Origin of the sequence: Streptomyces sp. XD-27 (assembly GCF_030553055.1) — a bacterium.
Lineage (GTDB): Bacteria > Actinomycetota > Actinomycetes > Streptomycetales > Streptomycetaceae > Streptomyces.
This window is the reverse complement of the sequence record NZ_CP130713.1, coordinates 3,436,309-3,449,240: the sequence shown is the minus strand read 5'-3', so window position 1 is coordinate 3,449,240 and position 12,932 is coordinate 3,436,309. Positions and strand designations below refer to the sequence as shown.

The 12,932-nt window shown below is 62.0% G+C and carries 13 protein-coding genes and 1 pseudogene; 9 read left to right on the top strand and 5 right to left on the bottom strand.

Features of this window, described 5'->3' with window-relative positions; translation table 11 throughout:
- The first annotated feature begins 329 nt into the window (after nt 1-329).
- The 5 genes from Q3Y56_RS14610 to Q3Y56_RS14590 all read left to right on the top strand — a co-directional run bounded on the left by Q3Y56_RS14610 (nt 330) and on the right by Q3Y56_RS14590 (nt 4,336).
- Nucleotides 330-1,403 (top strand): hypothetical protein, encoded by a 1,074-nt coding sequence (locus Q3Y56_RS14610; RefSeq protein WP_304462365.1) that lies wholly within the window; start codon nt 330-332, stop codon nt 1,401-1,403.
- 61 nt (nt 1,404-1,464) lie between these two features.
- Nucleotides 1,465-2,193, top strand: a complete 729-nt coding sequence (locus tag Q3Y56_RS14605) for a hypothetical protein (RefSeq protein ID WP_304462364.1) — start codon at nt 1,465-1,467, stop codon at nt 2,191-2,193.
- A gap of 64 nt (nt 2,194-2,257) precedes the next feature.
- Nucleotides 2,258-3,142, top strand: a complete 885-nt coding sequence (locus tag Q3Y56_RS14600; protein WP_304462363.1) for a hypothetical protein — start codon at nt 2,258-2,260, stop codon at nt 3,140-3,142.
- A gap of 25 nt (nt 3,143-3,167) precedes the next feature.
- Complete coding sequence (locus tag Q3Y56_RS14595; RefSeq protein WP_304462362.1) at nt 3,168-3,434, top strand: hypothetical protein; 267 nt, start codon at nt 3,168-3,170, stop codon at nt 3,432-3,434.
- A 47-nt stretch (nt 3,435-3,481) separates the two neighbouring features.
- Nucleotides 3,482-4,336: a hypothetical protein gene (locus tag Q3Y56_RS14590; protein WP_304462361.1), complete on the top strand. Its 855-nt coding sequence runs from the start codon at nt 3,482-3,484 to the stop codon at nt 4,334-4,336.
- 65 nt (nt 4,337-4,401) lie between these two features.
- Here the strand turns inward: Q3Y56_RS14590 and Q3Y56_RS14585 are convergent, their stop codons facing one another.
- Nucleotides 4,402-5,076, bottom strand: coding sequence for a hypothetical protein (locus Q3Y56_RS14585; RefSeq protein ID WP_304462360.1), 675 nt, complete (start codon nt 5,074-5,076; stop codon nt 4,402-4,404).
- Between the two features lie 379 nt (nt 5,077-5,455).
- Between Q3Y56_RS14585 and Q3Y56_RS14580 the strand changes: the two are divergent.
- The 4 genes and pseudogenes from Q3Y56_RS14580 to Q3Y56_RS14565 form a co-directional block, all read left to right on the top strand.
- Nucleotides 5,456-6,094 (top strand): annotated as a pseudogene (locus tag Q3Y56_RS14580) (serine/threonine-protein kinase); the annotation flags it as partial.
- 17 nt (nt 6,095-6,111) lie between these two features.
- Nucleotides 6,112-7,587, top strand: a complete 1,476-nt coding sequence (locus tag Q3Y56_RS14575; RefSeq protein WP_304462359.1) for a PQQ-binding-like beta-propeller repeat protein — start codon at nt 6,112-6,114, stop codon at nt 7,585-7,587.
- A 78-nt stretch (nt 7,588-7,665) separates the two neighbouring features.
- Entirely contained in the window at nt 7,666-8,007 is a 342-nt protein-coding gene (locus Q3Y56_RS14570; RefSeq protein WP_304462358.1) for a hypothetical protein, read from the top strand.
- A 50-nt stretch (nt 8,008-8,057) separates the two neighbouring features.
- Nucleotides 8,058-10,154: a hypothetical protein gene (locus Q3Y56_RS14565; protein WP_304462357.1), complete on the top strand. Its 2,097-nt coding sequence runs from the start codon at nt 8,058-8,060 to the stop codon at nt 10,152-10,154.
- 4 nt (nt 10,155-10,158) lie between these two features.
- Here the strand turns inward: Q3Y56_RS14565 and Q3Y56_RS14560 are convergent, their stop codons facing one another.
- From Q3Y56_RS14560 to Q3Y56_RS14545, 4 genes are all read right to left on the bottom strand, one after another.
- Nucleotides 10,159-11,424, bottom strand: coding sequence for a hypothetical protein (locus Q3Y56_RS14560; protein WP_304462356.1), 1,266 nt, complete (start codon nt 11,422-11,424; stop codon nt 10,159-10,161).
- Between the two features lie 90 nt (nt 11,425-11,514).
- A complete protein-coding gene (locus Q3Y56_RS14555; RefSeq protein WP_304462355.1) occupies nt 11,515-11,916 on the bottom strand; it encodes a hypothetical protein in 402 nt (133 codons plus the stop codon).
- Nucleotides 11,913-12,215: a hypothetical protein gene (locus tag Q3Y56_RS14550; RefSeq protein WP_304462354.1), complete on the bottom strand. Its 303-nt coding sequence runs from the start codon at nt 12,213-12,215 to the stop codon at nt 11,913-11,915. The genes Q3Y56_RS14555 and Q3Y56_RS14550 overlap by 4 nt, the downstream gene beginning before the upstream one ends.
- 39 nt (nt 12,216-12,254) lie before the next feature.
- Complete coding sequence (locus tag Q3Y56_RS14545; RefSeq protein ID WP_304462353.1) at nt 12,255-12,896, bottom strand: hypothetical protein; 642 nt, start codon at nt 12,894-12,896, stop codon at nt 12,255-12,257.
- Between the last annotated feature and the right edge of the window lie 36 nt (nt 12,897-12,932).

The window sequence follows — 12,932 nt, the reverse complement described above, 5'->3', positions numbered from 1 at the left end:
CCCGCAGTGGACTTGGCCATCCTCGGGCACACCGGTTTGCCGTCTTTGTCAGGATCGTCATACGTGATTGCAGCCGCATCGTGCTGAGTGAGACCATCGCTTGGTTGGAGGGGATGCCGGAACCGGGCCTACGAGAGGTAGCGTCTGGCTTCCTATACCCACCACACAGCGATAGATGTTGTGTTGAGGCTGCCACCACTGTGCTGATGGCCGGTGACCACGCCTCGTCAGAGTGGCGGGTGACGTTGCGCCACGCACCTGGGGCGCGGGTCGTCGGCCATGGGCCCAATGCAATACCGGGAACGATTCGAGACCACACGGGGAGAGGCATGGCCATTAAGGGAATGGAGACGACGGAGGTACGGAGCCTCGCCGCGTCCCTTGACGTAACGGGTACCGCACTCACCGTTCAAGGTGAGCTTGTCCGAGGCATCGTGGCCAAATGGGGAGGATCTCCCGGGAAGCTTTCGAGGTTCCCCGCACAAACCACATGGGGGTCGGGGCAGAGCAAGGACATTCGGCACCGGCTCGGTATCTTGGGGGCCGATCCTGAATATGTCGTCATGATGGCGGCATATTTGGGCGTGGTGAAGACCTGGGAATGGGCGGAGAAGAACAAGGAGCAGATCAAGAAAGATTTGATCGCTGGCGCCGAGAAGCTCCAAGACCCTCAATTGAGGAAGGATGCATTGGCTCTCGCGAAGGGGATGTCCATTGGTAAGGGGATAGCTGCATATAGGAGGATGAAGACCGTTTGGGAGGAGGCAAAGGGTGTACGGACGGCGAAGTCATTGCTTGATCTCAGCGAGGTGTTCAGGGGGGACTATCTAAAGGCTCTCGACAAGTTCGATGAAGCTCGAAAAATTTACACGAAGCCCTGGGGTTTGATGTCATGGTTGAGCAAGGCTAAGTGGCTCAAGTGGCTGAACAAGGCACCAGGTAAAGGTTTTCTCGACAAGGCGTTCGTGCCTCTGTCTTTTGTTACAGGGCTCAAGGAGCTTGTCTTCCCCAGTCATGACGGGCTCTATGGTACTGCGGATCGGTTCATGGGGCTTGTGCAGGTGGCTGGTTCTGGTGCCGTGATGTATGGAATGTGGGGAGGCGCCGCGGCTGCCGCTTCCGTAATTCCTGTTGTTGGCTGGATTGCTTTGGGTGCAGCCGGAGCCTATTTCTTGGGGAGCTGGGCTTGGGATAAATGGGGAGATGATATCAAATCGGGAGCGAAAACGGCGTACAACTGGAGTAAGGACAAAGCCGAAGACGGGTATAACTGGAGCAAGGATAAAGTCGAAGATGGATATAACTGGGGTAAGGATAAGGTTGAGGGGGCAAAGGATTGGGCGAAAAACGAGGTGAGTAAGCGAATTCCGGGTCCAGCGAAAAAGCTATTCGGCATCGGGTGACCGTAGGTGGCAAAAATATCTGGCGGGTCAGCTGGCGTACCGAAATGTGAAGGTTTGAGTCATGCTGAAAAGTGCTCACAAGCGTAGAGCGGAAGAGCTGCTTGGGGGTCGGTTGGCAGCTGGTGAATGGTGTGAGATCGGCGCCATTCCGAAGCCTCCAGAGGGTATTCATGAACAGGCAGGAAAAGGGCCGCTCAAGCCGGGTTTCATCGGCCCTGGCGGAGTCCTCGGATACATCTTGGTCTCGCCAATCCTGTTGTTCTTCGGATTCTTCGCGGCTGTGGAAGTCGTTTTGGAGGTCATCCTCTACGGGCTCACCTACCCCTTTCGTGCAGGGAAGCGCAGAGAGGCGGCACGCGCACTGGAACAAGAGCAGAACCGGGAAGAATCTGCCGTCGCCTCCCATAGGCTCAACGAGGTCTTTGATGGGGACTGGAACGCTGCGGCTGGACAGTTGCTCTTGCACTGGTATGGGCAATCTTCTCACCCCAAGCGGCTGGTGCTCCTCGCGCCCGGACGGATCGTCATCGCGGCACCTCCCAAGCGAGTCGTCACAGGTGCTGTGAAGAAGATGCGCATCGTGGCTGAAATGACCGGCGAGCAGGCGGTGATCGAGGATCCGCTGCACGGCGAAGGGGATACCGGAAAGTTCCGGATTCGTTTCTTCGACGGCTCTTGGCTGGTGCTCACTGCAGCTGATATGCCGAGCGATATCCATACGTGCCTGAAGGTAATGCGGAAGTTTGACGCCGGAAACAGTGAAAATCTGCCGGTGCGTATAAATGCCTGAATTATCTTCGCCTGGTGAAGGTGTGCGGCATTTTATAACGAGTATCGAAAGGTCTAGTATCTTGGTGGCCCAGATGGAAAGTGAAGCAGTCGATTCTGCTGAGGATCTCGCTGAGGCGCGCAGGAAGCTGGCTCAAGGCTTGGCCGATGCCGGTGGGGGGAACCGCGCGATCCTCCGTCTTACAGATGAAGAGCTCGCTGTTATCGACCCGATGACGCAGGAGGGGGAGGAGGGACTGGTCCCCTCCCCGCACATGTCTCGGTTGACTGCGAAAGAACGGGCCATGGCAATGTCCACGGCCCTGCGCTCTCTGGTCTCGCGGGGGCTCATCGAGCTCACCAATGTCGAAGAACTCTACGACTTGATGCGTCAGCAGGAGGCCGACGGCTCCGAGAATGATCCCGATGTACGGACGCCCGTAGACATTCGGATGACTGAAGAAGCCGCTCTTGTACTCAATCTGCGCCGCAGCGCGGAGCGGGCGCTGGCGGCGGAGTTGACCACCAGCGCCGGCACAGCGTATGCCCTCGTCTACATCCACTCGGCGGAGCTCTTCATGGTCGAGCGGGTGACCACTGGTGGCCTCCATCTCTTCTCGCTCACCAATTCTTCCGAAGACGCCGCCCAGCTTATTCAGGCACTGGTCGACCCGTTCGGTATCGCCGACCGAGACGGGCGGACTCAGAAACTCGATCCGAATGCCCTGGACAGCGATAATGTGGGCCAGCCGCTGCAGAAGGTGATCGACAACTCCTTGGTGATCGGCCGGTTGATGGTACTCGCTGACTCCGACGGCGCTCTCGTGCTGACTTACGCTACTGATCGTGACCTGTGGACTGTAACCGTCGACGAACCTAATTCACCGAAGGGTATTCTCGCGCAGGCCGTCGGTGCGAAGACCTTGGGCCGTAAGATCGCCGGCCTGCTGAAGCTTCCTGAACAGTCGTAATAGATGCGGTTGAGGGGTTCTGGGTATGAGCAGACTTTCCGATTGTGACAACGACATCCGCAATCTGAAGAAGTACGCGGATGAGCTGGAAAGGACGCTTGGCGCCGTCAATAGGTACGCGGCGAACAAGAACTGGCGTGGCCCTGCTGGGGAGCGGTTCCGAAAAGAATGGGCCGCACGTAGCAAGGAGATCAGAGAAGCGCTCCAGCACGCGAAGGACGAGATGACTCGGATACGTGCCAAGGTTGCGAAGGAAGAGGCGGACAAGGAGAAGGACAAGGGCGGGGATTAGACGCGCCAACGGTCCGGCGGGGCAATGGGCCGATTACTGTCAGCAGATTGAACGAGAGGGATGAAGCGATCATCATGGAGGTACGGGGCCGTCTTCGCGGCTTCGGCGAGGTTCTCACATCGGCCGCCACCGAGGCGGGCAAGAACATCACGAGCGCGGCTGCAGGCGCGGGCCGTTCAGGGCTTGACGCGTCCGGTGAATGGGTGCGCCGTGTCCTGGGTGCCTTGCCCGCTCCTGCCGCACCGGCCCACGAGCAGTGGGAATTCTCCCTCGGCGCCCTGGTCTGCAGCCATCCTAGGGTTCCCGGGGTGACCGCGAAGGCTCTGCGCTCGCTGGACGGGATCGGTGCGCTGCGGTTCGGCCCGGAGTCGGTCGGCTTCGACGGCGAGGACATCCCCTGGGAGAAGGTTGTGCGGCTGCAACTGCACGACGCCTTCAGCGCGATGACGACCGAGGCGCTTGACGCCGAGATCGACCGAATTCGCGGGATGTTGCCCCCGATTCCGGGACGCAAATGGGCCGTGACAAAGGTTGTCGAGGGTCTGGCGACCGTCGCACTCGCCGCACTGGAGCAGGCAAGCGATCAGCGGCTGGAGAGCATGAACGTCGCCTGCGAGATCACCTACCGCGGCATGCTCGGCAGAGAGAAGGCGTTGCGCGCCAACCTCTTTTCCACCGCGCTTCTCGCACAGCAGATGGATGTGGCGTACAGCCTGGTGGCCACTGCTCAGGCGAAGGGCGTGCCGGTGCTGTCCGCCGACCCGGGAAGTCTTGACGTGAAGACGGTGGACCGGATCCGCGCGCTCCGCCAGCGCACTGACGCGGTGGTAGGTGAGCTCCAGACGGAGCAGGGTGATGACACTGCCGAGAACGGAGCGGCAGCCACGCCCGCGAGCGGCTGATCACATCGCCGTACTAGGCGGGGCAGCATGGTGAGCTGCCCCGCTGTTCCAGCCTTGGTTGTGGGTCAGCGGTCACCCAGCATGGCGAAGGCGAAGGCGAGGCGTCGGTCCAGCCAATCCGCCCGGATACGGATGTTCTTGCTGGCTTCGGAGGTCATGACGAGTTCGTCGTCTGCCTTCCAGATCAGTGGGCGTCCCTTGGAAGGCTGGTCCCCGCCTTCCCCACCGATGTTGGCCAGCGAGTCCAAGAACCCGATGACGACCTTCTCGGCCGCGAGGGCCGCGAACTCCTTGGCGTCCTCCGTCGATGCCCACTCGTGGCGTCCCGCGATCTCAGGGTGGCCGGGCTGGTCGATTCGCCACGTGTGCCGGAGCAGCCGCTTCGTCGGCGGCACCCGACGGAGTGTGCCGATCACTTCACCCTGCCCGTCCCGTACCTGGTGGTGACGTTCACCGTTCGACTCCACGGCCTCATCGACGAAGCACAGCAGTCGCTCGCCTTCGCTGTCTTCGTACAGTCGGGCGATGTTCCGACCCCGATTGCGAGTGCTGTAGTCAAGGGGCGGGTGGGAGCCGGGCGCGAAGTAGGCGCAGGGCGCAAACACTTGGGAATTGCCACCGCCCTTGGGGACCCGGATGGCCCAGCGCCCGAAAACGGGGCTCTTCCGCTGCTTCGTGGCAGGTCGTTCAATGCTGCCGATGGAGAACTTCCGCACGGTTGCCCAGTCGACTGCGGGCACTGGTGGCTCCTGCTCTGTCCTGCGTCGACCGAACACCACCGTCGCTCCTCCCCCTCTGCCTGCCCCGCGAGCAGGTTCATTCCTCCTCGTGCCACGGCGGGCACCATGGCGAGCGCCGAGCCTAGCGGTTTGAGCTGTCAGCGAGCACCTGGGCCGGGAGCGTGGGAACTGCGACAGCTGCCGCGTTCGTGTATGCGACAAAGGGGCCCGGGGAGGATCCGGCGCCCTGGAGCCACGGCAGTCCGCAGTAGGCTCATGGCCCGGGTGTGACGACAGTGCACGCGAGGGATGGGGTGGTTTCGGGGTGCGGCCGTTGCAGGTGGAGGATCCCCACGTTGTGGGTCCCTACCGGCTGCTTGCGCGTCTGGGTGCCGGCGGTATGGGACGCGTCTACCTGGCCCGGTCGCCCAGTGGGCGTACCGTCGCGGTCAAGGTCGTACGGCCGGAACTGGCCGAGGACGTGGAGTTCCGGAGCCGCTTCCGGCTCGAGGTAGACATCGTGCGTGCCGTGTCGGGGGCGTACACCGCCCCCGTGGTGGACGCTGACACCGAGGCGGATCTGCCGTGGCTGGCGACCGCTTACGTGCTCGGCCCGTCCCTCGACGACGTCATCGCCGAGCACGGGGCACTTCCCGAGGAGTCCGTACGCGCGCTGGGCGCGGGACTGGCCTCCGCTCTCTCGGTCATCCACGGCGCCGGCCTGGTCCATCGAGATCTCAAACCGTCGAATGTGTTGCTGGCTGCCGACGGCCCGCGGGTCATCGACTTCGGGATTGCGCGCGCAGTCGACGGGGCGCGGATGACCAGTACCGGAGTGGTGGTCGGCTCGCCCGGATTCATCCCGCCGGAGCAGGCGAGTGGCCAGGTGGCCGGGCCGCAGGGCGACGTGTTCTCGCTGGGCGTCGTGATGGCGTACGCGGCCACTGCACAGCAGCCGTTCGGCCACGGCTCGGCGGCGGGGCTGCTGTATCAGGTCGTCCACGGAGAAGCCGAACTATCGGGGGTGCCTGAGCCGCTGCGTCCCCTCGTGGGAGCATGCCTCGCCAAGAACCCCGAGGAACGGCCCGCCCCGAGTTCCTGGTCTCAGAACTCGCGCCGGGTGGGATTGAGACGGCGCTGCACAACTGGCTCCCGGGACCGGTCGCATCCACGATCGCCCGGCACGCCGCGGCGGTCCTGGACCTCGACAGTCCGCTGCGAATGGGCGAGGAGCCACTGCGTACGCCGACCGTCCTCGACCAGGCGACCGCCACGGCGCCTTCTCGCAAGCCATTGGCGCAGACGCCGTCCTCACCGGTGTCGTCCGCTCCTTCACGGCGCAGGTTCCTCGCGCTCGGCGCCGGTGCGGGCGTGCTTGCGGCTGGTGGGGCGGTCGCGTGGGCGGTGACGCGGGGCAGCGATGCGGAGGACAAGTCCCGGCCCTCCAAAGACGACACCAAGGTGCTCTCCGAGGCGGACTTCACCACTCCGCCGGCCGGTACCAGTCCCAAAGCCCTGTGGGACGAGCGCGCGAAGCCACTGAGCCTCAATTACGGGGTTCGCCCCATGGTGATCGGCAATCTCATGGTGATCAGTGGCGATCCGCTGATCGCGCACGATGTCGTCACCGGTCAACGCAAGTGGGCGGAGCCGAACGTTGCAGGGCCAGGCGCCGAGTTGATCCTCAGCAACAACTTGCTGTTCTTCCGGAGTCCCAAGTACGACGGGGACTTCATCGGGATCGACCCGGCCACGGGCAAGGAGGCGTGGCGGAGCCGGCTGGGTGGAAAGTACGACCAGCCGTGGCCGGTCGCGGCCGATGACAAGCGCGTCTACGTCATCGCCAACGTCCTCACCGAAGACCCCACGAAGACACCAACAGTGATCGCGGCGGTTGACATCAAGAGCCGTGAGGTGGTGTGGCGCAAGCCGCGCAGCGAGGGCTCCGGTGTTTGGGAGGTCCAGGCGACGAGCGATGGCCGGCACGTGGTGTACACGGACGATCTCTATAACCTCACGGTGCGCAGAGCCTCAGACGGAGAGCAGCTGTGGACCAAGCCGGTGGGCGACAACACCGCATGGCGGCCGATGGTCCACCGTGACAAGGTCATCATCAGCGGTGCGTCGATACGGGCCTTTGACTTGAAGAAGGGCCACCAGCGCTGGGCGCTCCCCAGCGAGCACAAGAACCCGTTCAACTCGCCGCTCACGCTGGTCGGCAGCACGATCTACGCCTCGGTCCAGAACGGCGGTGTGTGGGCCGTCGACGCGGGGCGCGGCAAGAAGCTGTGGAAAGCGGACGACCTCGGTCAACGCCCGGCGCCGATGGAGTTCGTGAGGGCCGGTGACTCGGTCTACGGAGCCACCTTCTTCGATTCCGGCGGGATCTACGCTTTCGACGCCGAGAACGGCAAGCTCCGCTGGACCTTCAATGACGGAGTGCACGACGACGGAGAGTGGCACGTCACTTCGGTAGGCCGACGGCTGCTAGTTACACACTCGGACAGATTCTACGGACTTCCTGCGGTCTGAGTATCAAGTTTGCGAATTCTCTGGTCTGCGGCCCCTACATGTGCTCTGCTAATACGGCGCAGAGGAGGGGAGGGCTCGATGGGCGAGAACGGCAAGTCCGATGAAGTACCCAAGGTCGACAACCCATACCGAACACACCTTGTGAGGTTGAAGCAGAACCTCCAGGAGGAGCTGAAAGACCTCAAGGAGCTCCTGAAGACGACTGCCAAGCGGGTCGGAGAAGGGAAGGCGGAGGAAGATAAGGCATGGGTCGGCAAAACAGCCGACAAATGGCATTCGGACATCGCCGCGCGACGCACGCACATGGTGCAGCTGCTTGAGAAGCTGATCCCGGCGGTACAGGCCAAGATCGATGAAACTCCCGAGAAGGTTCCCATCGCCGACGCCAAACTGATTCAGCTCGACCTGCGCGGTTACTGATCACGGAACTTGCTCGACGAATCGCAGAAAACGTCACGGGGAGATCTCATATGGGTAAGAGTGCAGGTAGCGGTTTCTCTGGAATCGACCCCGAGCTCCTTGAAACCACAATCGCTTCATTCAAGAAGGACAAAGACCGGCTCAGGGCGAGCGCTACCTCGATCAAGGCGAGCTTCACCCGGTACGGGATCGACACCAAGGAATTGGTCGGATTGCTCGCCATCGCCGGCTGGGCAGATGACCAGCTACCCATGCTGCAACGCCGTCACCATCTGGCCATCGCCGCGGACAAGAAGTACCCGGGGCGCAAAGGCATGGTGCAGATCGACGAGAAGCTCGTCGGACAGACGGCGCAGTCGCAACGTAACGGGAAGAAACTCGGTGACGAGTTCCGGGAGAAGTTGGAGAGCGGCGGCGACATCACCCCTGAGATGTTCGCCCGATTGAACGAGTATCGGGCTGACGGGGACTATGTGAAGGCCTTCTACGACCGCCTGGGGCCTGAGTGGCTGAACCTGCTGTCGCTGCAGATGGGCGACCGGATGAACGATCACTACGAGGACGACCCGGAGCAGCGCGAAAAAGATCGCAAGGTAATCGCCGATACGTTTGGAACCTACACGCAGGTTGCTTTTGAAGGGAAATCAACGAAAGCCAGGCAGCAAGCTTGGGATAAGTGGTTCGATAAATTTTCGATAGATGAATACGACGGGTTTCGCCCCGACCGGCTGACGCCCTTCCTGAAGGGCGGGAAACACGGCAAGGATTTCCTCGTCGCGCTGGGAGACCGCGTCTACGACAAGGATCGCAGGACTGACGAGAATCGATGGATGGAAGGTGACAGCAACGCTCCGGGGGAGTGGAGCAAGGACGGCTACACTCAGTTGCTCGACGCCATCTCGAAGAACCCCGAGGCGGCCGGCGAGTGGACGGACCACAATCATGAGGTGGTCCAGCACGGGCTCTACAACACTGGAGAGAACTGGCCTTCCCAGCGCGAGAAGGCGTTCTTCAGCGTGTTGTCCGCCGGCTCGGTTACCTTGAAGAGGGCACATCCCAGACTGGCCGAGAAGAATGCGGCCTGGCTTATTTACGAGAACTATAAGCATCGAAAGGGAAGCCTCAAGGGCCTCCACCCCATCGACGGTACCGGTGAGCTCTATGCAAGCATTATGACGGCCTACTGGAAGGATGTCGAATATGGCATTACATCGCCGGCTGGGGGTGATCTCTGGAAGGGCGGAAAGGATTGGGACGAAAGAACCTTCTTTAAGGCGCAAGATGGAAGGAGGGGAGGTCTGGAGATTTCCCGAGAGCTGTGGGGAGAGTTCATGGTCGAGGCTGGCCGTGACCCACAGGCTGCAGGAGTCCTGGGAGCTCTATTCCAAGGGTACGAGAAAAAGATTGCCCACCAGGAGAACAACGTCGATCGGGACCGCAGTACGCCCGATTCAATGCGTTATCTGTCCTCTCGGAAGGGCTTGATGATGCAGTTCTACTTCGAAAATATGCGGACCGCGAGTGGCGAACTCGAAATGGATCGGGATAAGTGGATAGCGGAGACTAATGCGTACCGTGACGGTCTCATTGACCATGCCACTACAGTGGCCATGGGAGGAACTGCGGGAGCGGGCATGGCCGGAATGAAGGGCGCCGCCATCGGTATTGCCTACACTATGGGATCGGGTATCCTCACAGGCTGGATCAAAGAAGGATTCCATGTAGACGAGAAGGATGCGCCCGCTGAGTTGAATCGCCAGATAAAGGAAGTCGAGAAGGCCACGATCGACACCAGTTGGCAAGCTTCCTACCAGAGGCAGGCCAATGACTTGCTGGCAGGAGGTCAGGGCAGAAATGGCTCTGGATTTGACCGCCATGTGATTCCAGAAGTGACCGTACGTCAGGTCGACGGCACGGAAAAGGTGTACAGCGGAGACCCGGGCACGTACATCAAGGGAGACCCTGACCGGAACTTCTTGAACCGAGATGGATCGATCAAGGAATCTATGACGCCTACGCAGCGTACGGCATATAGTGAGTGGCTTCAGGATCCGGCCGTTGTGCACAAGATCTACGAGCCCTTTGCGGATGGCCGCAACTCTTGGGATTGGCCTGGCCAGACCGAAGAAAAAGACAAGACGGGATGAGCGGTCACTGCTCGGGCATGTGAATCCTGAGTACGGCGGTCTGCCAGTTCTTCGCAGAGTCCACCGGACCAGTGACGTTGGATTCGATCGCGAGGTACAGGTAGGAACGGGAAGCGGTGATGGCGTTCACTCCGCCCGTAACCGCCGTGACGTTGCCGCCCGCCACGCGGTAGACGACTTTTCGCTCCTCGGCCTCGGTGTTCGCCTGTGCCTTGTCGAGGATCTGCTGTTGAGAGGTGGAGCGATCGCCGCCCCAGCGGAAGGGCCCGTCGTGCGCGGGCCCAGACACTCCTGGCCCGGCAGCGTAGTAGAGGGGCCCGCCTCCCGGTGCTGCGACGAGGTCTCCTCGATGAGAGCGTCCCGCCAACGTCTCGACTGCGCTGTCCACGGCTCTTCCCGTGGTCGTGAAAGGCTTGCCCAAGTCTTCGTAAGGGTCGTAGTCGGAGATCTTCTTCGGGTCGCGGCCGGCGACGATCGGGGACAGAGTGCCGTCCTGGTTGATTCGGACGATACTCGGCCCCGTCTTCCAGTAGACGTCCTTATCGCTCGTTGCCACGAGGCCTGCGTCCAGAGGATCTGTCACCAGCACGTCCGTTGCCTTCGTCCCCTTGGTCGGATCGTAGCCGCGGCGTACGGCGGGATTGTCCGGCCTACGGGACTCGCTTCCGATGGCTTCGCGTCCTGCGACAAGTGAAATGCGGTCATGCTGGATAGCATGGACGAAGTTGGCCGCACTGTAGCGGTCGCGATCGCCGATGTAGATCGTTCCGTCGTCGGCCACGGCGACTCCTGTGACCTCATCCATGCAGAAGTCGGCTAGCTTCGTAGCGCGTGGTGTGGACTTTCCACACTTGGAGGTGTCGACGATCTTCTCAGCGCGGCCATCAGAGCGCACCTTCCATAGGTCGCCGGTAGCCAGATAGACGGATCCGTCCGGGGTGACGGCTGCCTGTTCTGCGTCCTCCGGGCCCATGCCTCGTATAGGAACCCTCTTTGCCTGTCCGGACTTTGCTTGCTGCCACATGATGGTGCGTTCGCCGTCGTAGGTGAAGAGCGAGACGCGGTCGTGCCGATCCACGGCCAGGGCAGAGAAGGTGCCCTTGATCTCCACCCGGCTTCCGGCACCGGAGGTGGCTGTTCCACCGCCGAGGACGAACTCGGCGGAGAGCGGATCCGCATCTTGGGGCCGGGTGGTGAGATAGATGCCGGAAGCTCCGACAAGCGCTACAGTCGCTGCCGCAACGACAGCCCACCGCCTCTTGTGGGGCATTGTTCGAAAGGTGCTCACGACTGTTCCCCTTCAATGGGTCCGGGCCGCCCTCATTGCCGTGTCGCCGATGACAAGTCGTCACTCGGTGCGTCAGAAGTGTATGGGCAGGTCTTCTTCGGGCGAGTGCGTGCGGAGAACCACATCAATCTCTGATATGTCGGTTTGGGCGGTGAGGACCAGCCAGGAGCCGTCGCGGAACCGGATGCGGAACTTCCTGAGCTCCCACCTGCCGTTCAATGGGTCCTCGATGGTCGCCTGATCACCCGGGAGCTCAGCGACGATCTCCATCTTTCTGGCAGGCTTCCGCCACACGCGCTTCCGGGGCGCGGCCAGGACGATACGGCCGGGGGCCAGCAGGGCGAGTCGGGTGTGGTGGCGGGAATCGCTGTACCAGCGCAGGAGGAGCTGACCGGCTGCCGCGCTCCAGTCGCCGTCGAAGACCTCGTCCAACCGGTGCTCTTTGATATCCGCCGCACGACGTTCCTCCTTCATCCGTGCTGGCGATCCTCTTCGCGGCGCTTCTCTGTGGAGAAGAGATATCGGAGGACGAGTTCCGGGATGGCCTCGAAGACGAGGGCGATGGCGAAGAAGCCGAGGACGAAGGGTGCCGCCAGGATGTAGGAAAGCAACTGCATCGGCGGCATGAAGCCGGGCCGCAGACGTCCCCTGCCCGCCGCGGCATGCACATCCTTCGGGGGTCGTGGGATGGTCTCGATTCTGCACCAGTCACCGGTGGCCGACGGATGGCCGACGAGCTGTATTGCCCTGCTTTGCTCCTTCGGCTTCATCATGGTGCTCCTGCTTTCTGGGTGAGGAGATCGAGCGGCCGATCAAGGAATGCGGCGGCGCCGGAGTCTGCCGTAGAGGATGAATCCCTCCATTGCGGCGGCTGATCCGGCGCACGCCGCGACCTCTGGAGTGCCCGGCTTGGAGAGGCCGGTGCTGAGGGAGGGGCTGAGCCAGCCCGTCGGGTCTTCTACGACGATGACGCTTCGGAATGGCTTGAAGTGGCCTTCGCAGCCAGACGTCTCGCCGAACTCGTAGGTTACGCGCCTGCCGTGATCCGACCGGATGGCGGTGCAATACCATTTGTCAGTGCTGCGGCTGTGTGTCTTCTCGACCTTGATGATGACCGCGCGGTGTTCCACTCCCCAGTGGTACAGAACGTAGTCGTTCAGGGTCCAGCCGATGCAGAGCATGAAGGCGAAGCCGCTGGCGGCCACCAGCGCTCCCGGGCCCGAACCGCACATCACCCAGGCGGTGACAAGGACCACCAGGCCGAGGAACACGCCCGTCATCATCTTGACCGTGCCGTCGCTTACTGCGAGCCAAGAGCACCCGATGAGGGCGATCGGGGTCAGCAGCGCGACACCCAGGGTCGCGGGCCAGCGGCGCGATGCCTGGGGGCGCGGTGGGGTACGGGTCGGTACCGGGTCGGTGTCCGATGCTGGTGTTCCTGTGCCGGAGGTCATCTCTGCTTCTCGGTTCGGTCGGTTCGGCTCTGCCGT